The following is a 21,502-nucleotide window of genomic DNA, read 5'->3' as shown; positions in this document are numbered from 1 at the left end:
CCTTCACCACCACTGGCGCAGCCGCCCGCGCACCCGCCCGCACCACCACCGGCTCCACCGCCCGCACCACCACCGGCTCCACCGCCCGCACCACCGCCCGCGCACCCGCCCGCACCACCACCGGCGCCCCCGCCCACACCACCACCGGCGCCGGCACCGCCGCCCTCACGATCACCCTGGCCACCACTCCCACCACTCCCACCACTCCGACCGCCCTCGCCACCCTCGCCCCCGCCCGCGAGACCACCCTCGAACCCGCCCGCAAGACCGACCGCAAGCCCCAGCGCCGCCGCGTTGGTGTCCTTGTCGACCACGACCGGCACGCCGAGCCGCCGCGCCAGCGCGTCCCGCAACGGGAACCCGTCCCACTCCGGGAAGCCCGTGACCCGGTGCAGCACGCCCCGTACGTGGTCGAGCGGGCCCGGCAGGGCGACGCCCAGGCCGAGAAGGGTGGGCGCGGCGTCGAGGGCTCCCCCCGGCGGGGCCAGCGCGTCGGCGACCAGCTCCCGGGCCACCCGCGCCACCGCCTCCACCACGTCCGCCGCGCCCGCGCCCAGGTCCAGCGGGGAGCGCCGCTCCCCCACCACGGCACCGTCGAGATCGACCAGCACCGCCCGCAGCTCGTCCCGGTCCAGGTGGACGCCGAGCGCGTGGCCCGCCTCCGGCACCAGGCGCAGTACCGTGCGCGGCTTGCCGCCCGTGGACGCACGGCGCCCGGCCTCGGCGGCGAGGCCGTCCTCCCGCAGCCGGGCGGTGATCTTGCTGACCGCCTGCGGGGTGAGCCCGGTCCGCTCGGCGAGTTCGAGCCGGCTGATGCCCTCGGCACCGGCGGTGCGCAGCAGGTCGAGCACCACAGCGGTGTTGTGGCTGCGCAGGGCGAGTAGGTTGGCACCGCCCGCCGCGCCCCGCATGCCGCCGCCGCCCGCCGCGGGGCCCGCGCCGGCGATCACGCCGGCCCCCGTCGCACTCCCGCCGTTCGTCCTGTTCACGCCCCCCATTGTCCCCGGCGCTTGCACTTTGGCAACACCGTTGCGAAAGTGGGAGGCATGACTGGTACTCCCTCCGGCAATCCCCCCGGCAACGCTCCGGGCGCCCCGCTGCGCGTCGGTCTCGTCGGCTACGGCCTCGCGGGCTCCGTGTTCCACGCCCCGCTGATCGCCGCCACCGAGGGCCTGACCCTGGACACGGTGGTCACCTCGAACCCCGACCGGCAGCAGCAGGCCCGCGCCGCGTTCCCGGGCGTGCGGACCGTCGCCGCTCCGGACGAGCTGTTCGACCGGGCCGCCGAGCTGGACCTGATCGTCATCGCGTCCCCGAACAAGACGCACGTGCCGCTCGCGACGACGGCCCTGAAGGCCGGTCTGCCGGTCGTGGTGGACAAGCCGGTCGCGGGCACGGCGGCCGAGGCGCGGGAGCTGGCGGCGCTGGCGGAGGAGCGCGGCCTGCTGCTCTCCGTCTTCCAGAACCGCCGCTGGGACAACGACTTCCTCACCCTCCGCAAGCTGCTCGCCGAGGACGCCCTGGGCGACGTATGGCGGTTCGAGTCGCGCTTCGAGCGCTGGCGGCCGAAGCCGAAGGGCGGCTGGCGCGAGTCCGGCGACCCGGCAGAGATCGGAGGTCTCCTGTACGACCTCGGCAGCCACGTCGTCGACCAGGCACTCGTCCTCTTCGGCCCGGCCACGCAGGTGTACGCCGAGTCGGTCGTGCGGCGCGCGGGCGCGGAGGCGGACGACGACACGTTCATCGCCGTCACGCACGCGGGCGGCGTCCGCTCCCACCTCCACGTCTCCTCCACCGCCGCCCAACTCGGCCCCCGCTTCCGGGTCCTGGGCTCGAAGGCCGGCTACGTCAAGCACGGCCTGGATCCGCAGGAGGCGGCGCTGCGCGAGGGCAAGCGGCCGGGCCCCGGCTGGGGCGAGGAGGACGAGTCGCTGTGGGGCCGCGTGGGTTCCGGGGAGTCCCCGCTCACCGGCGGCGGACGCGTGGCGGCGACCGTCGCGGGCGACTACCCCGCGTACTACGCGGCGGTGGCGAAGGCCCTGCTGGACGGCGGCCCGAACCCGGTCGGCGCCCGGGAGGCGGCCGCCGCCCTGGACGTACTGGAGGCGGCCCGCCGGTCCGCCCGCGACGGAGTGGTGGTGACCCTGTGAGCCCCGCCCCCGACGCGGCGGTCCCGACCGTGGAGGAACTGGAGGAGCAGGAACGCCGCCTGGTCTTCCGCCGGTTCACGAACGACGACGCGTGGGCGCTGGGCTCCCTCCTGGTCGAGCTGGCCCGGGAGCGCCGGGCGCCGGTCGCCGTCGACATCCACCGCGCCGGCCAGCAGCTCTTCCACGCGGCCCTGCCCGGCTCGACCCCCGACAACGACGCCTGGATCGCCCGCAAGCGCCGGGTGGTGGAGCGGTACGGCTCCGCGTCGTACCTGGTCGGCTCGCGCTTCCGCGCCAAGGGCACGACGTTCGAGGAGTCCTCGCGGCTCGACGCCGACACGTACGCGGCGCACGGCGGCTCGTTCCCGATCACCGTGGCCGACGTCGGTGTGGTCGGCTCGGTGACGGTGTCCGGGCTGCCGCAGGTGGAGGACCACCGGCTCGTGGTGGAGGCGCTGGAGCGGTTCCTGGGCGATTGACTTGCTCCTCGGGCTGAAGCCCGAGGGTTCTGGCCTTCTCGACCTGTTGCTGTGCCGCTACGCGGCACGGGCATCGGTCGGGAATCCGTGGCTTCCTGTTTCTTCGCGCTGTGCCGGGATTGCTCCCGGTCTTACCGGCGCTCCGCAGGCCGATGCCGCCAGTCCGGCGGCCTGTTTGACGTTGATCGCGGCGTTGTGGTCCCGGTCGTGGACGGTGCCGCAGGCGGTGCAGGTCCATTCCCGGACGTTCAGGGGTTTGGGTCCGTCCACGGTGCCGCAGGTGGAGCAGGTCTGGGAGGTCGGTTCGAACCGGCCGATCGTGACCAGGGTGCGGCCGTACCGTTCTGCTTTGTACTTGAGCATGCCGGTGAACGAGGACCATCCGGCGTCGTGCACCGACTTGGCCAGCCGCGTGCGGGCCAGTCCCTTGACCGACAGGTCTTCCACGGCGATCCCTTGGTTCTCGGAGATCAGCTTTGTGGAGAGCTGGTGGTGGAACTCGCGGCGCGCGTCGGCGACCTTGGCATGGGCGCGGGCGGCCTTCAGGCGGGCCTTGTCACGGTTCTTCGATCCCTTCTGTTTGCGGGACAGCTCCCGCTGGGCCTTCTTCAGCTTCTTCTCCGCGCGCCGCAGGAAGCGCGGGGAGTCGATCTTCGTGCCGTCGGAGAGGACGGCGAAGTGTGTGAGGCCGAGGTCGATGCCGACGGTGCGGTCGGTTTCGGGCATACGTGCCTGGTCGGCGGCGGGATCGGTGTCGATGACGAAGGAGGCGAAGTACCTGCCGGCCGCGTCCTTGGTCACGGTGACGGAGGTGGAGGTGGAGGGCAGGGTGCGGGACCATTTCACCTTCACTGCGCCGATCTTCGGCAGGCACAGACGGCCGTTGCCGGTGATGCTCCAGCGCGCGTTGGCGGTGAACCGAACCGACTGCCGGGTACCTTTGCGTGACTTGAAGCGGGGCGCGCCCACCTTCGGTCCTTTGCGGGTGCCCTTGAGGGAGGCGAAGAAGGTGCGGTACGCGGCCTCAGCGTCCCGCAGGGACTGCTGGAGCACCACTGCGGACACCTCACCCAGCCAGGATCGCTCGGCTGTCCGCTTCGCCTCGGTGATCAGCTTCCGGGACAGTTCGGCGGCCGTCGGGAACGGCTGTCCGGCCTTGCGGGCGTCCTCGCGGGCACGGACCGCGTCATTGAACACGACACGGGCACACCCGAACGCCCTCGCCAACGCGACCCGTTGACCGGCATCCGGGTACACCCGAAACGCGTACCGAAGCTGCATGCGAAGACCGTACAAACAAGCCACCCCAGCCGTAACCCGGAACATGCGTTCCCCATCTCACCCCACCGATGACAGTCCTGACCTGCCCGGCTCCGCCGGAACGCCACTGCGGCGCTCCGCGCTGCAGTCCCGAGATTCGCTTCACCACCGGGCTGAAGCCCGACGCACTGCGAATGAACCTTGGTAGCCCGACCGGCCCCGAACGGGCGCGCTCGGGGAATCACCGGTGGGTACCCGTGGTTGGCAGGCAGGTACGCAGGATGATCACGGCGCCCACCGGAGGGATCGCAACCGATGAACGACGCGACGGCTTCTCTGAAGGAATCGGTCGGACGGTACGGCGTCTGGAGCGCGCAACTGCGCGCCGAGGACCCTGACCGGGCCGGCGAACGCGCCGAGGCCGCCGCCGAGTTGGAGCAGCTCGGGTTCGGCGCCGTATGGCTGGGCGGCAACAGCGCCGCCCGGCACGCCGCCCCGCTGATCGAGGCGACCTCGCGGATCGTCGTCGGCACCAGCATCCAGAGCATCTGGGAGCACGAGGCGTCCTCGGCGGCGGCGAGCTTCGCCGAGCTGGAGGTGTCCCACCCCGGCCGCTTCGTGCTCGGCCTCGGCGTGAGCCACGGCCCGCGGGTCGAGGGGTACAGCCGCCCGTACTCGACGATGGTCGGCTACCTCGACGACCTGGACAAGGCGGGCATGCGGGCCGGCCACCGGCTGCTCGCGGCGCTCGGCCCGAAGATGCTGGAGCTGTCCCGGGACCGGGCGGCCGGCGCGATCCCGTACCTGGTCACCCCCGAGCACACGGCGCAGGCCCGCGAACGCCTCGGCGAGGGCCCGCTGCTGGCCCCGGAGTTCAAGGTCGTACTCGACTCCGACCCGGCCCGCGCCCGCGCGACGGCCCGCGCCTACCTCGCCATGTACCTGAAGCTCCCGAACTACACCAAGAACTTCATCAACCTCGGCTTCACCGAAGCCGACGTCACCGGCGGCGGCAGCGACCGCCTCATCGACGCCGTCTTCGCCTGGGGCGACGAGGCCACGATCCGCACCCGCATCGACGCCTTCCACGCCGCGGGCGCCGACCACGTGGCCCTCCAGGTGGTGGAGGACGACATGACCCACCTCCCGAGGGAGGGCTGGCGCCGGCTGGCTTCGCTACTGGGCTGAGCGGAAACGCCCCTCAGGGGCGCGGGGAACTGCGCGAGCAACCACAGCGCACGCGCAGCCGCCGGACAACCCGCGCCCCCCACCCCTTAGGCGTCCTTGAATTCCTGCCGCTGGCGCCCCAGCCCCTCAACCTCCAGCTCGACCACGTCACCGGCCCGCAGATACGGCTTCGGCTCGGGCTGCCCCATCGCCACCCCCGCGGGCGTCCCCGTGTTGATGACGTCACCGGGCCGAAGCACCATGAACTGGCTGACGTACCGCACGACCTCCCCCACCGGGAAGATCTGGTCCGCCGTCGTCCCGTCCTGCTTCAGCTCCCCGTTCACCCACAGCCGCAGCGACAGCCGCTGCGGGTCGGGCACCTCGTCGGCGGTCACCAGCCACGGACCCAGCGGGTTGAACGTCTCGCAGTTCTTGCCCTTGTCCCAGGTCCCGCCCCGCTCGATCTGGAACTCCCGCTCGGACACGTCGTGCGCGACCGCGTACCCGGCGACACACGCGAGCCCCTCCTCCGCCGACTCCAGGTAGCGGGCAGTACGCCCGATCACGACCGCCAGCTCCACCTCCCAGTCGGTCTTGACGGAGCCGCGCGGCACGAGCACCGTGTCGTCCGGCCCGACCACCGTGTCCGGCGCCTTGAAGAAGACGACGGGCTCGGCGGGCGGCTCGGCCCCGGTCTCGCGGGCGTGGTCGTGGTAGTTGAGCCCGATGCACACGATCTTGCCGATGCGCCCCACGGGCGGTCCGACGCGCAGCCCCGTGCCGTCCAGGGCGGGCAGCTCACCGGCCTCGGCGGCGGCCCGTACCCGGTCGAGCGCGGCGTCGTCGCCGAGCAGCGCTCCGTCGATGTCCGACACCACGCCCGACAGGTCTCGCAGGGTCCCGTCGGCGTCGAGCAGCGCGGGTCGCTCCGACCCCGCCGTACCGACTCGCAACAGCTTCATGATCCCCAACTCCTCGATCGCGGGCAGCCCGCCCGATGAGCTGCGACCTGGGTGCGGCAGGGACGCAACGAACCATCGGAGGACTGTTCGATCGTCCAAGGTCGGGGTCCACTCCGCAATACCCCGTTCACGTACTGGACCGTAGCCAGGCGCCGGCCGGCCCGCTCACCGGTGTCAGCGGTAGAGGACGGCCCGCTCCACGGCACTCCAGGTCGTACTGGTGACGACGTACAGCGCGGCGGCCAGCGGCACCACGGCCACGGTGACGAGTGTGAAGAAGGACATGAACGGCATGACCTTCGTGATCGCGCCGAGCCCGGGCACCTGCTCCCCACCGGCGCCCGCACCGGCCGGCAGCATCGGCCGTTCGGCCATCGTCCGCTTGGTGAGCCGGTAGCTGAAAACGGCGACCCCGGCGACGAACGCGAACAGCACGACGTACACGAGCCCGGCACCGCCCACCGGCCCGCCGTCACCGAGCGCGTCGGCCCACCGCCCGCCGAGCGGGGCGGCGAGGAGCTGGTGCGAGAGCAGTTCGTTGGGCTGCCCGCCGATCGATGAGCTGGAGAACAGGTAGTAGAGGAGGAAGAAGGCGGGCACCTGGCACAGGCTGGGCAGGAAGCCCGACAGCGGCGACACCTTCTCCGCGGCGTGCAGTTCGAGCACGGCCCGCTGGAGCTTCTCGGGGTTCCTGGCGTGCTTGCGGCGCAGTTCGGCGATCCTCGGCTGCAGCTCGGTGCGCGCCTTCTGCCCGCGGGCGGCGGCCCGGGACAGGGGGTGGACGAGGAGCCGTACGAGGGCGGTGAACAGGACGATGGCCGCGGCCGCGGCGGAGGCGCCGAAGAACGGCTGGAGCAGGTCGGCGAGGTGCTCGACCAGGCTGGCGAAAACGGACATGGGTGGGTGAGCCCTCCGGGGGTCTCGTCGTGCCGGGGTGAGGGGAATGACGGCATGACGACACGACCGGCGCGGGGCCAGGTGGAAAGGAAGCTGTGCCCTACGCGGTGGTCGCCGGGAGGGCGTGCCCGGGTGCTCGGGGCCGGCGACGGCCAGGGGCGTCGGGGTCGCGTTGGGGCAGGAAGGCCGTACGCAGGTCCCGGTCCCTGATCGCCGTACGGACCCGGGTGGGCGGCACGGCGGGCGCGCAGCGCGCGGCGATGACGGCGCACACGGCGAGCGCGGAACCGACCGCGGCGGTCGCGGCGAGCGCGACGGTGGCGGAGAGGAGGCTGCCGACGTCGACGAGCGCGACGGGAAGGAGCACGAGCAGCAGCACGAGCAGAGGGCGCAGGGCGCCCCGACCCCGTCTCATCGGCCACTCCCCCTCTCGCCCTCTCGTACGCGCGTTTGCCCCAGTTATACAGGAGCCGTACGACACCCGGTATCGGCATCGCGAGGCCATCGGCCCCCTCGGACGCCCGCACGGTGGCCCGGGTCGCCGCCCAGCGGGTACCTCACCTTCGTCACCTCTCGGCAGTACGGTGTCCACCATGCGCCCCGACACGCCCGCCGAAAACGTCGACCACACCGCCGAAGCGGCACGCCTGGAGCGGACCGCCGGCCTCTACCCCGAGGACGCCGAGGCCCTGCTCCTGCGCGCCGCGGCCCACCTGGAGCTGTCCGGCGACCGCCCCGCCGCGACCAAGCTCTACGACCGCCTGCTGTCGCCCTCCGACACCGGCCCTTCCGGTCTGGAGAACCCGTCCCTGGTCCGCGCCCTCAAGGCGTCGAACCTCTGGGAGTACGGCCACGAGGCGGAGGCCAGGGCGATCATCGACGGCGTCCGCGCCGCGTCACCGCGCGACCCGGCCCCCTGGGTGATCGTCGCCGAGGCCCTGGAGGCCCACGACGAGCTGGAGGCGGCGCACGAGACGTTCACGGAGGGCGCCCGCCTGCTCCTGACGGACGTGGCGGAACCCCCGTACTCGACCCACCCCCTCCTCTACGGCCGCCACCGCGTCCGCAGGATGCTGGGCCTCCCCCACGACGAGTGGGACACCTTGGCCGACACCCTCCACACCATGCCGGTCTCCCTGGACGAGCTGCACGACCCGAAGCGCGTGTGGTCCCTGGGCTCGGACAACCCGGCGGACCTGGAGGCGGAGATCTCCCGCCTGCGCGCCGAACTGGGCGCCTACCGCGAGGCCCTGTCCCGCCCCTTCCCGGTGGCCATGCTCCACTGGCCGGCCGACGAACTGACGGAACTGCTCGACGCGTACCCGCCCCTCGCCGCCGAGTACCCCTCCTACGACGACCACCTGGCGACCATAGAGTCCGCACTGCGCGAGCTGGCGTCGTCCGGCACCCCGAACCTTGGCGTGGTCCGGGGCACGGTCCCCTCGTACGAGGCCTTCGCGGCCTCGGAGGGCGCGTCCCCGGCCGACCCTTCCCTCCTCCCCCAGTACGCGACGACGCTGGCCGCCCGGGGCCGCGCGGTGGCCTGGCCCCCGCAGCGCGGAGCGGCGTGCTGGTGCGGCTCGGAACAGCCGTACGCGCAGTGCCACGGCCTCGGAGGGCCCGCCGCGACGGACCGATGAGTTTCCGCCCCGCCGGACGTCTACAGGTGCAAGAGCCTTACGAACCCACGAGGAACGCAAGGCGTCGAGCCAAGTCACCCCGAGGAGACAGGACGACATGACCACCGCGCAGACAACCCCGGCGAACGGCTTCTCCTACACCCTGACCCGCGCCCTGGACGCCCCCGCGGCACAGGTCTGGCAGGCCTGGACCACCCCCGACCAGTACGCCCAGTGGGCTCACGCCGCCCCCGGCTCCGTCGAACTGGACGTCCGCCCGGGCGGCGCCTGGAAGGCCACGATGGTCACCCCCGACGGCGCCGAGTTCCCCCTGACCGGCACCTACGTGGAGGTGGACGAGCCCACCCATCTGGTCCTCGGCATGGACATCCCCGGCCGCCCCACTCCCGAGACGATGACCATCGAACTCACCGAGCAGGGCCCCCGCAACACCGTGATCGTCCTCCGCCAGACCTGCGACACGGCAGAGGCCCGCGACATGGCGGAACAGGGCAGCGGGATGCTGCTGGACGGGTTGGAGGGGTTCCTGGCGGACGGGGGGAAGGGCTGAGCCCCTCCCCGTACCGTCGGTTTCGCCGCCCGGTACGGCTTTCGGCAGGGCTGGAGCCCTTTCTTCCGATCCCGCTACTCCTTCACAACCCGCACGCGCTAACGTCACACGCGACCAGCTGAACTGGCATGCCCACTCGCCCCGGGCATGTCCCGGCCCCGCGAGGAACACCTGCATGCCGCCCTACCAGCCGTCTTCCGACTGGCAGTTCGACGTACCCACCAGCGGAAGCAAGCGGCTTCCTCCGGCGGCCAGGTCGTTCGAGTCGCTCGCGCACCAGGGCTACAGCTTCGAGGCGGCCATCGCCGACCTGATCGACAACTCCATCGACGCCGGTGCCCGCAACATCGTCGTGAGCTTCCTGCGGGACACCGGCGAGCGAGGCGGCCGTGACCGCCTCGTCGGACTGCTCGTCATCGACGACGGCCACGGAATGGACGAGGCGGGCCTGGACACGGCGATGACCGTGGGCGGACGTGAAGGGTACGCCGAGGGAGCCCTCGGACACTTCGGCGCCGGCCTGAAGGCCGCCTCGCTCTCGCACGCCGACGCCCTCACTGTGATCAGTCGGACCAGGCGCAGTCCGTCGGCAGGCCGCCGTTGGCTCACGGCCCGGGCGCAGGCGGATTTCACCTGCGACATCGTCGATGCGACGTACTGCCAGAACCTCGTCGACCGCTACGACGGTGTCATCAGCTGGCAGGGCACCATCGTGCGCTGGGACCAGGTACGCGCGTTCGAGACCATCACGGACGGCCAGACCGACCGGTATCTCAATGACGCGATCGAACGACTCGAGACCCACCTGGGTCTCCACCACCACCGCTTCCTCGCCCGCGAAGGTTTCCACGTCGACATAGTCGTCGAGGACGTTCACACCCGTGAGGAACTGGATCACCGGGGTGTGGAACCCATCGACCCGTTCGGCTACCGGGTGCCCGGCCGAGTCGGTTACCCCCGTACCTACGTGGCGCCCGTCGAGGGCGTCGGCGATGTCCCGCTCGTCGCGCACATATGGCCGCCCAAGTCACCGCTCGTCGCCTACCGCGGCATCGGGGCGCTCGCCGAGCGCCAGGGCTTCTACCTCTACCGGAACGACAGGCTCGTGCAGGCCGGCGGCTGGAACGACACCCGGAGCCCAGAGGGCCACCTCGCTCTCGCGCGCATCGCCGTCGATCTGCCGCCCGAGCCGAACGACGTGTTCGCCCTGACCGTGAAGAAGGACGGCGTCCAGGTGACCCCGGCCTTCGCCCGCGGGCTCGAGAACGCGACGCACTCGGCGACCGGCCACTCCTTCGCCGCCTACGTCCAAGAGGCCGAAGCCACCTACCGCGAAGCCGCCCGACGTCGGACGGAGGTCCAGCGCAAGGCCGTCATCCCTCCAGGAAAGGGTGTCGACCCGAAGGTGAAGCGGACCTTGCGGGACGAGCTTCCGCAGTTGGAGGGCGAAGAGCCGATCACCTTCACCTGGGCCCGGCTCGATGTGCCGAACGGCGTCGAACCCGCCGACCTGCTCTTCACGATCGACCACAAGGAGCGCCACGTCGTTCTCAACAAGGACTACCGGCAAGTCTTCAACGGCACCCGCCGTGGCGGCTCCAACGACGCACCCGTCCTCAAGAGCCTCCTCTTCCTGATGCTGAACGAGATCTTCCAGAAGGAGCGGGTCTGGGCCAACCAGACCGACCGGATCGCCATGTGGAACAGCGTGCTGGTCACCGCGGTGCGCGCGGAACTCGCCCGCTCCGAGGAATAGCTACTGCCCCCCGCCCCCGCTCCCGTCCACCCACCGAAGAGAGCCCCGCACGCCTGTGACCTCCGAGAACCAGCCCGCTTGCGACCACGTCACCGACCTCCATGGCGCGATCCTCGACGCGATGAGTCGGCGCGGTCCCAAGCACTTCGCCAAGCTCGCCTTCATGCTCGCCGACAGTGACGAACCGGCGGACACGGACCTGTCCCACTTCAGGGACCGCTTGCTGTCCGCGGGCCCCGGCGACGAGCTGCTCGACCTCTGGCGTCGCAAGTTGACCGCTTGGGATTTCGAACAGGGCCCCGCATGGTCGGCCACCGCTGCCCGCACGCCGGAGCGCCGGGCGGAGATCTACGACAAGCTCGCGTTCGGACCCGAGCTCCGCAAGGTGCTCGATACCGCCGTTCCCGTCCACACGGAGACGGGCCCGGTCACCATCAGCCGCGAATTCCAGCCCTGGTACACCCGGGAGGGCGCGGCCAACCGCTCCTTCTACTGGGCCTCGTACGAGCGGCTGCTGCGCCGCAAAGGATGGAGCGCCGCGGCGGTCGCCGGACTGGACGAGGCCGCCCACGCCGTGGTGGAACGGCTCGCCGACCCGACCCGCGAGGATCCCTACGGCGCACGCGGGCTGGTCGTCGGCTACGTACAGTCCGGAAAGACGGCCAATTTCACCGGCGTCACGGCCAAGGCCGTCGACGCAGGCTATCGACTGGTGATCGTCCTCGCCGGCACCCTGAACCTGCTGCGCGGCCAGACCCAGCGCCGGCTCGATATGGAGCTGATCGGCCAGGAGAACATCCTGGGCGCCGCGGACCCGAACGACCCGGACGCACTGGTCGGCATCGACTACCAGGACGACGAGGACTGGCCCTCGAAGTTCGTCTCGTTCGGTGCCCGGCCCTCCACGCTCGGCGCCTTCGACATCGAGCGCCTGACCTCCCGCGACCGTGACTACATGGCGCTGGAGCGCGGCATCAGTGCTCTGGAGTTCGACAAGGCGGACCGTACCCGCCCCCTCCACGACCCGGCGAACCTGCACGCGTCCCGCGCCCGCGTCATGGTCGTGAAGAAGAACAAGTCGGTGCTGGAGAAGCTCGTCAACGACCTCAAGAAGATCGGTCCGATCCTCGGCGAGATCCCGACACTGATCATCGACGACGAGTCCGACCAGGCATCGGTGAACACCACGGATCCGAAGAAGTGGGAGGCCGACACGGTCACCCGCACCGCGATCAACGGTCAGATCACCAAGCTGCTCGAACTGCTGCCGCGCGCGCAGTACATCGGCTACACCGCGACTCCCTTCGCCAACGTCTTCGTCGACCCCGGCGATGAGGCGGACATCTTCCCGCGCGACTTCCTGATCTCCCTGCCCCGTCCCGCCGGGTACATGGGTGTACAGGACTTCCATGACCTGGACGGTGCCGGCGAGGCCGAGAAGAGGCACGTCCGAGGCATCTACGAGTCCACCGACGACCGCCTCCAGGAAGCCCTGGACTCCTTCGTCCTCACCGGAGCGCTGAAGCTCTACCGCGCCGAACGCGGTGTCCCCGAAGGTCCGTTCCGTCATCACACGATGCTCGTGCACGAGTCGGTCCGCATGGCCGAGCACGACGCCCTCGCGCAACGCATCACCACCATGTGGCACAACGCCGCGTACACGGGCCCGCAGGGCCACACCCGTCTGGCGTCCCTCTTCGAGAAGGACTTCCACACCCACGCGGACGGCCCCCTGCCCACCCCCACGACGTACGCCGAGCTGAAGCAGTACGTCGCCGGATCCCGCCGTCTCATCAACCAGGGCGGTAGCCCGGTCATCGTCGTCAACGGAGACAGCGAGCGCGATTACACCCAGCCCGCCCTGGATTTCGATCGCACCCCGAACGTATGGAAGATCCTGGTCGGCGGCACCAAGCTGTCCCGCGGTTTCACGGTCGAGGGTCTGACCGTCACCTACTACCGCCGTACGACGCAGCAGGCCGACACCCTGATGCAGATGGGCCGCTGGTTCGGGTTCCGCCCCGGGTACCGGGACCTGGTCCGGCTGTACATCGGCCGGGAGGAGCAGCTCGGCAAGGGCCGTACCGCGAAGACGGTCGATCTGTACGAGGCTTTCGAGGCCATCTGCCGGGACGAAGAACTCTTCCGCGCCGAACTGGCCCGCTACGCCCCCTTGGTGAACGGCCGCCCCCAGGTCACCCCTGCCCAGATCCCGCCCCTTGTGGCCCAGCACCTGCCGTGGGTGAAGCCGTCGGCCCGGAACAAGATGTTCAACGCCGAGCTGGTGGAGGTGAGGTCACCGGGCGTCTGGGAGGAGCCCACGGCCTACCCCGAGGATCCCGATGCCCTGCGTCACAACACGGAGTGCTGGGCGCCGGTCCTCGAAGCCCTGTCGTACACTCCGGTCCCGCTCGGCGTGGACGGCGGTGTCCAGTACGACGCACGGGTGGGCACGGTGTCGCACAAGGATCTGCTCGCGGTCCTGTGCGACCTGCGTTGGTCCGCGCCTGCGCAGTTCTCTCCCCACCTGGAGTTCCTGCTGGACGCCGGGCGGGAAGCGGACACGATCGACGACTGGTGCGTGATCGCTCCGATGCAGACGTCCGCCCGCCGGAACGAGGCGCGCATCCTGGGGCACGGCCCCTTCTCCCTCGCTCGACGTACGCGTCGACGCGGGCCCCTCTTCGGTGCCATCCGGGACCCCAAGCACGTCGCGGCGGCGAGGCGCCTGGCAGGAGCCACGGACCTGATCGGGAACGCGACCGTCGAACAGCACGTCCGTCCCCGTCGGGGGGCGCTGGTGCTCTATCCCGTGGTGGAATCCGAACCCCGGATCACGTCCGACGGTTCGGTCGATCCGCGCGACCTCGTCATGGCTTTCGCCTTCGTCGCCCCGCCGTCCACCGCGCGTGGGGACCGGCCGTTGGTACGGTTCCGCGCGATCGACTCGACCAAGGCGGAAGCGGCGATCATCGACCGTGGCGACATGCGTTCGTGAGGATCGACGACAGTGAACAGCGTGCCCCCCTCCTCTCCCGGTGTCTCGGCCCGCATGCGCAGGCAAGCGAGCAAGGACACGGGGGTCGAGCTGGCCGTGCGACGGCTCTTGCACGCGGACGGGCTGCGTTATCGGGTGGAGTATCCGGTGCCGGGCATGGCGCGGCGCCGTATCGACGTGGCGTTCACCCGTGCCAAGGTGGCCGTTCTGATCGACGGCTGCTTCTGGCACGGATGCCCCCAGCACGCCACGCAGCCGAAGTCCAACGCCGAGTGGTGGCGCAACAAGTTGGACCGGAACATGGCTCGCGACCAGGAGACGACGGAGCATCTGACCGCTCTGGGGTGGACGGTGCTGCGCTTCTGGGAGCATGAGGATCCAGTAGAGGTGTCCGCTCGGGTGAGAGCGGCTGTGGAGCGGCGCCTGGCGGAACGGGCGGGAAAGCGGGAGGCGTGGGGGGACTGACCTTCGTGGACGTGTGCTCGGGGGCGGGCGGGCTAGCCCTCGGCCTGGAGCAGGCCGGGTTCGAACCGCGTCTGCTCCTGGACGACGACGATGACGCCGTCGCGACCCTGCGGGCCAACCGGCCGCACTGGAACGTGCTCGGCACCGACCTGCTCGACTTCGATCCGTCCGAGCACCGCGAGAGTTACGACGTGGATCTCCTCTCGGCCGGGCTGCCCCGGGTGAAGTCGAGTGCGACCGTCCGACGGTCCGAATCGGGGCTGGAGGAACGCCTGTTGGAGACCACGGTCTACCTGGCCCATGCCATCAGGCCGCGAGCGGTGATCATCGAGAACGTCCCCGATCTCGCCCACTCGGACAGGTACCAGCGCTTCCGCGACTTCGCACGCGCCGAACTGGCTCACCTGGGGTACGAGTTCAGCTGGTTCGTCGTGAACGCCGTCGACTTCGGGGTGCCGCAGAGCCGTAAGCAGGGCGTGCTGGTGGCCGTCGAGCGGCGTTGGGCCGGGGCCTTCCGGCCACCGACACCCACGGTGTCGGAACCGCGGACGGTCGGTGCCGCCCTGGCGCAGTCCATGGCGGCGCGCGGTTGGCCGGACGCCGCCCGGTGGGCCGCCCAGGCCGACCAGCCGGCTCCGACGCTGGTCGGAGGCTCGAAGAACCGAGGTGGCGCCGACCTCGGGCCGACCGGAGCCAAACGGAAGTGGGCGACCATGGGCGTCAACGCCCACACGGTGGGCAACGAGGTTCCCGGCCTCGACTTCGAGTGGGACCCTCGACTCGGCAGGGACAACATGGTGAAAATCACAGTCGAGCAGGCGGCGCTCCTCCAGGGGTTCCCCGGGTCCTGGGAGGTCACGGGCCTGAAGACCGCCCGGTACCGCCAGATCGGCCACGCGACACCGCCGCCCGTCGGCCGGGCGCTGGGTCGGGCCATTGCCGATGCTCTGCGCGGGGAGCCAGAGACCCCCGCTGCCGGCTAGACTTCCGCCACATGACCAGCACGCCGCCCCACCAGTCCATCCTCGACAAGCCCTTTGTCCTGGACCTCTTCGCGGGGCCCGGTGGGCTGGACGTGGCCGGGCACCGGATGGGCATCCCGAGCCTAGGCCTCGAATGGGATCGGAGCGCGTGTCTGACGCGGTACGCGGCCGGGTTGGACACCCTCCACGCCGACGTGAGCGCGATCCGCAGGGACTCATTCGAGTCGCTCCCGCCGGAGATCAACGTGCTCGCCGGCGGGCCACCGTGCCAGACGTACTCGGTGGCGGGGCGCGGGGCAGGGCGCAAGGCGCTGGAAGACGTCAAGACGTTGATCAACGAGCTGGCGGCGGGCGCCTCTGACGAGGACATCGACAAGAAGCTCAAGGCGCTGGAGGCGCGCGGCGGTGATCCCCGCACCGCGCTGGTCCTCGAACCCCTCCGGTACGCGATCCAGGCGACCAGGAGCCCCAATCGTGGGAACCGGCCGTTCGACGTCATCGTGCTGGAGCAGGTCCCCGCGGTCGCGGAGGTCTGGCGGCACTACGCCAGAGCGCTGCAGGAGAGAGGTCTTCCCGACGGCACCAGGTACAAGGTCGTCGTCGCGGTCCTCGCCACCGAGACCTACGGGGTACCTCAGACCCGGTCCCGCGCCGTCCTCATGGCTCGGCGTGAGGGCCTCGGCGCACCCTCGCTTCCCACTCCGACGCACCGTGCGTACGAACCGAGGGAATGGAAGCGGCGCAACGGCCTGCCCGAGGCCCGGCTCCGTCAACCGACCCTGGACGAGGAGCCCGAGGCAGACCGGGAGAACGGTGACGGACGTGCTCCCTGGAGGTCGATGCGTGATGCGCTCGGCACTCCGGTAGGCACGCATCCGGGGCGCGGCCCCTTCCTGGTGCGCTCGAACTACGGCAGCTCGGGTGTTCCGGGACGGCGCGGCGTGAGAACCGACCAGCAGCCCGCCACCACCGTCACCGGCCGCATCTCCCGCTTCGTGGTCTTCGAGCACCTCACCGACGACATCGTCTACGAAGGCCGTCGGTTCAGCATGAACGAGGCGGGGATGCTGCAGAGTTTTCCACCGGACTATCCATGGTCGGGCACAGCGCAGTCGCAGCAGGTGGGCAACGCCGTGCCTCCCCTGTTCGGGGCGCACCTCCTGAGCGCGGCGCTCGACCTTCCCGCGCCTACCCCGGAGACGTTGCGCAAGCCGTGGGTACCGGCCACGGAGGAGCAGCGGGCCAAGCTGCGGAGCCACGGCTGCGGGACGGCGGACGACTGCACCGCCCGCTGCCCACGCCCGGAGTAGCTCGACGCCGCCGTGTCAGTCCTCGCTCTTCCTGCCTCTGACCGGGGCGGTCTCGAACAGGTCGGTGAAGTAGTCGGTGAGCGCTGTCACGGACTCCTCCGGAGCGGGATCCTCGTCGGGCCCCTCCGGGAGGACGTGACGCGACACCGGTGGAGCCGTCTGCGCCTCCTCGATCCAGTCCCGCAGACGGGCGGGGTCCCGGGGCTCGTCCGGTGCGAGAACGTCGTAGATCAAGGTCGCTCCGGCCGCGTTGATGGCAACGCTCAGTCCATTGACTTCCCGTCCAGTGGTGATCTTTCCGTCCTTCAGAAGGCGGACGACGGCCTGGGCTGTGGGGCGGTGGTCGAGCAAGCCCAACCGGAGGACGGTGTGAATGAGGTCCTGGTTTCCACAAGCAATCTCGACCGGCCCGTAGTCAAGCCCGTTTCGGAAAATCTCGGCTGCCCACCACAGGCGGGAGAAGCACTGCCGGTCAGAGGGGCCCTGGAAGCGCTCCGCGGCAACGCGTCCCTTCCGCTCCGAGAAATGCCGCCACACGACATAGTCAGGGGCGACAGCGAGCGCCAGGTGGTTCCACAGCCGCTTGTCCGCAGCTTCCTGCCGCGTCAGACGCAGCGTGGCGTGGAGCCGTGGGGCGAGCCAGGCGTCGGCCGGGGTGCGCTCCTTGTCGAAAGCGAACATCGCGTCGTCCACCAGACTGCGGATCGGCTCGACCGACCACCTGGCGTCGCCCTCGGGAAGAGGCTCGACGACCTTGGCGAGGTCGATCCCGCTGTGAACCTGTTCGCCCATGAGCAGGCCCTCGGTGAGGAAGGTGTCCGCGGCCGAGCCGGAAAGCAGCGCCAAGCGCTCCGGTACGTGGTGGGGCTGGGTGATCACGTCTCGCTCTCCCTGTTCGTCCGTTCCAGACTGCGGATCATGTAGCCCACTGCCTTCGCGGCATCGGCACGCCGGACCGCCGCGTAATGGATGCGTGTCTGCAACTCGCCCCAACCCGAGTCACCGGTGCGTCGGCGGTGGACCTGGCGCAGGGCCTCCTCGACGTGCACGCCGGGGACGACGTCCGGGAGCATCTCCCGCAGCACCTCGCCCTGCCAGTCGGTCGGGAAGACCGGGCCACCGTCCGGTTCCACCTCCAGGTCGCCGATGGCGCCGTGGAAGACCGCCGTCCACACGTCCGTGGCCATCTGTGCGACGAGGAGGTCTCTTACCTTGCTCTCCACGCCAGATCCGTTGCTGTCCAACAGTCCGACGATGCCGTCGATGTCGCTGTTGACGTAGACCGTGGGGACCCGCGCCGTGGTGTCCACGAGCCAGGGCGCGTCGGCGTAGGCGCGCAGCCACTCCCTGGAGCTCTTGCTGAAGGACGCCTTCCGGACGTCCAGTCGCAGCCCTCTGACCGGCTCGTCGGAGACGGTGTCGACGACCCAGCTCCGGTCGGTCTCGGTGATCGACCGGCCCCGCACTCCGTCGACCGTCCCGACGGCGTACGCGCTGAGGAAGGCTCGTCCCAGGTGGTCGTCGCGTACCAGCTCCAGGGAGCCCGACCAGTCGCGGCTGTCCTCCGTGTCCCGCGTGAGGACCGTCGAGGTGCGGACGTTGGTCTTCCCATCGGTCAGCACGGCAAGAACACACAGATCCGACCAGGCCGCGTCCGGAGCGTCGGCGCCGGGTGGCAGCGTGGCCGAGAGACCGATCGTGGCGCTCACCCAGTCCGCGTGGCCCGCGACGCCGAGCGCGACGGCCTGCTCCTGAGTCGAGTAGGCACTGGTGTCGAGTGGGTCACGGGTACGGTCGGGCAGAGTGAGCGAGACCGACGTCACCCTGAGCGTGATCGGGCGGCTGAGTCGCTTGTACGGGTAGATCTTCACGCGTCACGCCTCCTTGCCGGCACGCAGTTCGACGACGAGACGGGTGAGCGTGGTCCTCACAGGGTGGCTGGAGACGTCGGTGGCTCCTCGGAACTTCGCGCGGCGCGTGCCGGGCGGGAAGCGCAGGACCCCGTTCTCCGCCTCGCAGCCCTCCACGGCGACGAGCTCCGCCCAGTCGAGGCGCGGGCGTCCCCCGGAGCGGACGTCCAACTGGGCGACCGGCACCATCGGGACGATCTCGTCACCGCGCGGGATCTTCACCTCGGCCGTGATCAGCCACTCCCCCTGGTCACCGATCGTCGCCTCGAGCGCGTCCAGCACCGGGACCACCGGGCCGGAGGGCACCTTGGCCTTGGGTCGGCTCTTGACCGTCAGCGCCTTGCGCAGGGCCTCACCGCCCTCGCCCTTGCCGCGCTTGGGGCGCGCGACGAGTTCTCTGATGGCGCTGTTGACCTCGGTGGTCAGATTCTGGATCCGCCGGTAGGCGGAAGGAGACCAGCGAAGGGTCAGCTCCTCTGTCTGTCCCCAGCGGTCGTGCTCAGGCGGTTCCGCCGCGCGCAGGAACTCCTCGGCGTCCCTCGCGAAGGGCGCCGACGCGCCGGCGGCCTCGCCGACCAGGACGACGGCCTGGAAGGGGTTGGTTCCGAGCGGCAGGTTCGGGACCGTGGCCTTCCTGACCGTCATGCGATTTCCTCGCAGCGAGTGCACCTGGTTCACGGGGGTGTCCCGGTCGCCCGCGGCTTCGGTGACCAGCAGGACCGCTTGGTGGGTGCCGAGCGTCGCCCCTCTGGCGCCACCGGCCAGTGGCAGCTTCAGCGGAACGTTTCTGGACGCCACCTGGCCCGACTCGGTGAGCCGATCCACCGTGGTGCCCTCGTAGTGGGCCTGCAGGGCGCGGGTGCGGGAGGGCTGCTCGACGGACGGGTCCACCTTCGTCTCGGCCACGACCTCCTCGCCGTTGCGCAGAGCGCGGACCGAGGCTTCCATCAACGGGAGTCGGCCGCCGCCACCGACCATGGCCGCCCAGAAGTCACGGCCAAGCGCCTCGACCAGGCGGCGGTGCATCCTCTCGATGTCGCGTGTGTCCTCGGGGCCCTCTTCGTCTCGAGTCCTGCCGTCCTGGTCCGACGACTCCCCTTCGAGACTGGCCACGTCGTGCGCGCCCACGATGAGGAAGGACGTACCGGGTTCGTCGTTCTCTCGATTCAGGTGGAGGCGGGCCACGGTCTCCTCGTCCGCCCACCAGGACCGTGCGACTTCGGCACCCTTCGAGTCGGGGTCGGGGCGCCCGAACCAGGCGGGGCCCGCCCAAGGACGCCCGTTGACCTCCCGCCAGGGCAGTTCGAGACGGCCGATTACCCGTCGCTCGGTACGCCCCTCGTGCGGCACGGACAGGGTGGAGTTGATGAGTACCAGCCCGAGAGCGCTGGTGGCCCACAGCGTGGCCTTGCCCAGGCCGTACGAACCACCTGCGGCGGGACCGGACTTCAGGCTCTCGAGCTGGCGCCGGACGACGGCTGCGAACTTGCCGTCCGCGTAGTCGTCGCCGGTGAGCCCGGATGCGTTGTAGTCGTCGACCCGCAGCAGGACCAGACGGCCTCTCTCGTACATGTCGCGCACACCGGCATCGACAACCCGCCCGACCTTCTGGTTGCCGGCGACCTCCGAGACGGCGGAGTAGTGAGGAAAGAGCTCGTTCCAGAGGATCGCCTCGCGGAAGGCGTCCAAGTGCTCGCCGGTCAACTCGTGCAGGGTGTACCGGACCCGCACCGGGCGGCCGTTCTCCGTCAGGCGCTCGTCGAGGCTGTTCTGACAGGTCTCGCGCGCGAGGACCTGCACGTCGGCGTCGAAGGCGAATGCGGCGGCATTGCCCAGATCACGGCCGCCGTCGGGATATCCGGGACGGTGGTACCAGGTGAGCGGGAGGCCGGCTTGGGTGTCGGTGGTGCGGGTGTGCACCGTGCCGACGTCCGTACCGAGCGCATTGGCGATGTCCGTCATGACGGTCGGGCGGGGGGTCGAACGCCCGGCGATCCACGCGGAGACGGCGGCTCGGGTCAACCCGAGCTCCTTGGCCAGTTCGGCCTGCGTCTTCCCCGCGAGCTTGAGCTGCCGGGCCAGCCACGGCCCGAACTCCTCACCTGTCTCCACGCGCCACCTGCTCTTCCTCGGGTCGTAGGAGGGAGGCTAATTTGACGATCGCGATCATGTCAACCAATAGTTAACCGAGCGAGGGTCGCACCCGACTCAGTCGGCCTGCCCGAATCGTCCAGTTCGCAACCTTCGCCCACCTTTGCTCGATTCATGCAAGCGGAAGCCTCCAACTCCTCTCCTACGAACATGCGTTGGGGCTTGTCTGGACCTCAAAACCTCGCTACGTTCGCCATGTTGGAAAAGCCAACTCGCTCGCGAACCGCTTTACCCGGGGGCCGACCGATCTGGCCACTGGTATGTCCTCATGCACTCGATGAACGTTTCGACGAACGTATGGGGAAACGTTTTTCAAACGTCTGGCGGCCGGGGGGAACCAGCCGCTACCGTGATCGACGGGAGTTAATCCCGCAGCAGGAAACATTCGCTTCATGGGGCGTTATCCGATTACACCCCTGCGCGAATTTCAGGACATCAATCGACAGGGGTGGGGAATCGATGAACGAGGACGACTGTTTTCCGTTACTGCTCTCCCAGCGGGAGCGCAGCACGCTTGAGCTGGGTATCCAGCGGGTGGTGAGCAAGGCCGAAGTCACGGACTTCCCGAACCGTCATGACCTGTCCGAGGGCGAAGCCCTCGCGGGATTTCCTGACTTGCCCGAGGCGATTCCGGTACTGCCGGACGAGAGCCCTCCTGCCGCCTGACTTCGCACACTCCGCCCGCATGACCTGCGCACTCGCCCATCGGAGAGACGCTCCGACCATCGTTGCGCGACGAACCATGGGCCGGCTCGCACCCAGCCGGCGAGCCGGCCCGTCACCCAGACTTTCACCCACCTTCGACATCAGGAGCGCTGCAA

At 70.2% G+C, this 21,502-nt stretch carries 19 protein-coding genes; 11 read left to right on the top strand and 8 right to left on the bottom strand.

From position 1 onward, the window contains the following. Window positions 1-998, bottom strand: a 998-nt coding sequence (locus tag ACFCZF_RS32470; protein WP_376674680.1) for an ROK family protein, incomplete at its 3' end; no start/stop codon positions are given. Between the two features lie 48 nt (window positions 999-1,046). Between ACFCZF_RS32470 and ACFCZF_RS32465 the strand changes: the two genes are divergently transcribed. Together ACFCZF_RS32465 and ACFCZF_RS32460 are read left to right on the top strand one after the other, a co-directional pair. Next, entirely contained in the window at window positions 1,047-2,150 is a 1,104-nt protein-coding gene (locus ACFCZF_RS32465) for a Gfo/Idh/MocA family oxidoreductase (protein ID WP_376674679.1), read from the top strand. Further along, a complete protein-coding gene (locus ACFCZF_RS32460) occupies window positions 2,147-2,629 on the top strand; it encodes a heme-degrading domain-containing protein (RefSeq protein ID WP_376674678.1) in 483 nt (160 codons plus the stop codon). The genes ACFCZF_RS32465 and ACFCZF_RS32460 overlap by 4 nt, the downstream gene beginning before the upstream one ends. A gap of 57 nt (window positions 2,630-2,686) precedes the next feature. Here ACFCZF_RS32460 and ACFCZF_RS32455 read toward each other — a convergent pair whose 3' ends face one another. Then, entirely contained in the window at window positions 2,687-3,910 is a 1,224-nt protein-coding gene (locus tag ACFCZF_RS32455; protein WP_376674677.1) for an RNA-guided endonuclease InsQ/TnpB family protein, read from the bottom strand. Window positions 3,911-4,204: 294 nt separating this feature from the next. Here ACFCZF_RS32455 and ACFCZF_RS32450 point away from each other — a divergent pair, with 294 nt between their 5' ends. Beyond that, complete coding sequence (locus ACFCZF_RS32450) at window positions 4,205-5,077, top strand: LLM class F420-dependent oxidoreductase (RefSeq protein ID WP_376674676.1); 873 nt, start codon at window positions 4,205-4,207, stop codon at window positions 5,075-5,077. An 86-nt stretch (window positions 5,078-5,163) separates the two neighbouring features. Here ACFCZF_RS32450 and ACFCZF_RS32445 read toward each other — a convergent pair whose 3' ends face one another. The 3 genes from ACFCZF_RS32445 to ACFCZF_RS32435 all read right to left on the bottom strand — a co-directional run bounded on the left by ACFCZF_RS32445 (window position 5,164) and on the right by ACFCZF_RS32435 (window position 7,333). Then, window positions 5,164-6,021 carry a fumarylacetoacetate hydrolase family protein gene (locus ACFCZF_RS32445; RefSeq protein ID WP_376674675.1) on the bottom strand — a complete coding sequence of 286 codons (858 nt, stop codon included), beginning with the start codon at window positions 6,019-6,021 and terminating at the stop codon, window positions 5,164-5,166. A 174-nt stretch (window positions 6,022-6,195) separates the two neighbouring features. Next, window positions 6,196-6,918 (bottom strand): YidC/Oxa1 family membrane protein insertase, encoded by a 723-nt coding sequence (locus tag ACFCZF_RS32440; protein ID WP_376674674.1) that lies wholly within the window; start codon window positions 6,916-6,918, stop codon window positions 6,196-6,198. A gap of 100 nt (window positions 6,919-7,018) precedes the next feature. Next, window positions 7,019-7,333, bottom strand: a complete 315-nt coding sequence (locus tag ACFCZF_RS32435) for a DUF6412 domain-containing protein (protein WP_376674673.1) — start codon at window positions 7,331-7,333, stop codon at window positions 7,019-7,021. A 178-nt stretch (window positions 7,334-7,511) separates the two neighbouring features. Between ACFCZF_RS32435 and ACFCZF_RS32430 the strand changes: the two genes are divergently transcribed. From ACFCZF_RS32430 to ACFCZF_RS32400, 7 genes are all read left to right on the top strand, one after another. Then, entirely contained in the window at window positions 7,512-8,558 is a 1,047-nt protein-coding gene (locus ACFCZF_RS32430; protein WP_376674672.1) for an SEC-C domain-containing protein, read from the top strand. 97 nt (window positions 8,559-8,655) lie between these two features. Next, window positions 8,656-9,108 carry an SRPBCC domain-containing protein gene (locus ACFCZF_RS32425; protein ID WP_376674671.1) on the top strand — a complete coding sequence of 151 codons (453 nt, stop codon included), beginning with the start codon at window positions 8,656-8,658 and terminating at the stop codon, window positions 9,106-9,108. Between the two features lie 175 nt (window positions 9,109-9,283). After that, entirely contained in the window at window positions 9,284-10,864 is a 1,581-nt protein-coding gene (locus tag ACFCZF_RS32420) for an ATP-binding protein (protein WP_376674670.1), read from the top strand. A 121-nt stretch (window positions 10,865-10,985) separates the two neighbouring features. Next, the gene (locus tag ACFCZF_RS32415) at window positions 10,986-13,862 is read left to right on the top strand and encodes a Z1 domain-containing protein (protein WP_376674683.1); all 2,877 of its coding nucleotides are present in this window, start codon (window positions 10,986-10,988) and stop codon (window positions 13,860-13,862) included. A 54-nt stretch (window positions 13,863-13,916) separates the two neighbouring features. Then, a complete protein-coding gene (locus ACFCZF_RS32410; protein WP_376674682.1) occupies window positions 13,917-14,327 on the top strand; it encodes a very short patch repair endonuclease in 411 nt (136 codons plus the stop codon). After that, complete coding sequence (locus ACFCZF_RS32405; protein WP_376674669.1) at window positions 14,315-15,310, top strand: DNA cytosine methyltransferase; 996 nt, start codon at window positions 14,315-14,317, stop codon at window positions 15,308-15,310. The genes ACFCZF_RS32410 and ACFCZF_RS32405 overlap by 13 nt, the downstream gene beginning before the upstream one ends. Window positions 15,311-15,321: 11 nt before the next feature. Next, window positions 15,322-16,620 (top strand): DNA cytosine methyltransferase, encoded by a 1,299-nt coding sequence (locus ACFCZF_RS32400; protein ID WP_376674668.1) that lies wholly within the window; start codon window positions 15,322-15,324, stop codon window positions 16,618-16,620. Between the two features lie 15 nt (window positions 16,621-16,635). Here the strand turns inward: ACFCZF_RS32400 and ACFCZF_RS32395 are convergent, their stop codons facing one another. From ACFCZF_RS32395 to ACFCZF_RS32385, 3 genes are read right to left on the bottom strand one after another with little or no spacing between them, the layout of a single operon-like run. Next, the gene (locus tag ACFCZF_RS32395) at window positions 16,636-17,499 is read right to left on the bottom strand and encodes a DUF6339 family protein (protein WP_376674667.1); all 864 of its coding nucleotides are present in this window, start codon (window positions 17,497-17,499) and stop codon (window positions 16,636-16,638) included. Continuing rightward, complete coding sequence (locus ACFCZF_RS32390; protein WP_376674666.1) at window positions 17,496-18,491, bottom strand: hypothetical protein; 996 nt, start codon at window positions 18,489-18,491, stop codon at window positions 17,496-17,498. The genes ACFCZF_RS32395 and ACFCZF_RS32390 overlap by 4 nt, the downstream gene beginning before the upstream one ends. A 3-nt stretch (window positions 18,492-18,494) precedes the next feature. Further along, window positions 18,495-20,642 carry a helix-turn-helix domain-containing protein gene (locus ACFCZF_RS32385; protein ID WP_376674665.1) on the bottom strand — a complete coding sequence of 716 codons (2,148 nt, stop codon included), beginning with the start codon at window positions 20,640-20,642 and terminating at the stop codon, window positions 18,495-18,497. Window positions 20,643-21,140: 498 nt separating this feature from the next. Here ACFCZF_RS32385 and ACFCZF_RS32380 point away from each other — a divergent pair, with 498 nt between their 5' ends. Further along, window positions 21,141-21,347, top strand: coding sequence for a hypothetical protein (locus ACFCZF_RS32380; RefSeq protein WP_376674664.1), 207 nt, complete (start codon window positions 21,141-21,143; stop codon window positions 21,345-21,347). Window positions 21,348-21,502: the final 155 nt, after the last annotated feature.

It is taken from the genome of Streptomyces sp. NPDC056296 (assembly GCF_042268605.1).
GTDB lineage: Bacteria > Actinomycetota > Actinomycetes > Streptomycetales > Streptomycetaceae > Streptomyces.
This window is presented reverse-complemented; position numbering and strand designations above follow the sequence as displayed.

What these genes read in the sequence shown, in the direction of transcription:
- ACFCZF_RS32465 (WP_376674679.1), top strand. Translation starts at nt 1,047, where the DNA reads ATGACTGGTACTCCCTCCGGCAATCCCCCCGGCAACGCTCCGGGCGCC.
- ACFCZF_RS32455 (WP_376674677.1), bottom strand. Translation starts at nt 3,910, where the DNA reads ATGCAGCTTCGGTACGCGTTTCGGGTGTACCCGGATGCCGGTCAACGG.
- ACFCZF_RS32450 (WP_376674676.1), top strand. Translation starts at nt 4,205, where the DNA reads ATGAACGACGCGACGGCTTCTCTGAAGGAATCGGTCGGACGGTACGGC.
- ACFCZF_RS32445 (WP_376674675.1), bottom strand. Translation starts at nt 6,021, where the DNA reads ATGAAGCTGTTGCGAGTCGGTACGGCGGGGTCGGAGCGACCCGCGCTG.
- ACFCZF_RS32440 (WP_376674674.1), bottom strand. Translation starts at nt 6,918, where the DNA reads ATGTCCGTTTTCGCCAGCCTGGTCGAGCACCTCGCCGACCTGCTCCAG.
- ACFCZF_RS32435 (WP_376674673.1), bottom strand. Translation starts at nt 7,333, where the DNA reads ATGAGACGGGGTCGGGGCGCCCTGCGCCCTCTGCTCGTGCTGCTGCTC.
- ACFCZF_RS32430 (WP_376674672.1), top strand. Translation starts at nt 7,512, where the DNA reads ATGCGCCCCGACACGCCCGCCGAAAACGTCGACCACACCGCCGAAGCG.
- ACFCZF_RS32425 (WP_376674671.1), top strand. Translation starts at nt 8,656, where the DNA reads ATGACCACCGCGCAGACAACCCCGGCGAACGGCTTCTCCTACACCCTG.
- ACFCZF_RS32420 (WP_376674670.1), top strand. Translation starts at nt 9,284, where the DNA reads ATGCCGCCCTACCAGCCGTCTTCCGACTGGCAGTTCGACGTACCCACC.
- ACFCZF_RS32415 (WP_376674683.1), top strand. Translation starts at nt 10,986, where the DNA reads ATGAGTCGGCGCGGTCCCAAGCACTTCGCCAAGCTCGCCTTCATGCTC.
- ACFCZF_RS32410 (WP_376674682.1), top strand. Translation starts at nt 13,917, where the DNA reads ATGCGCAGGCAAGCGAGCAAGGACACGGGGGTCGAGCTGGCCGTGCGA.
- ACFCZF_RS32400 (WP_376674668.1), top strand. Translation starts at nt 15,322, where the DNA reads ATGACCAGCACGCCGCCCCACCAGTCCATCCTCGACAAGCCCTTTGTC.
- ACFCZF_RS32380 (WP_376674664.1), top strand. Translation starts at nt 21,141, where the DNA reads ATGAACGAGGACGACTGTTTTCCGTTACTGCTCTCCCAGCGGGAGCGC.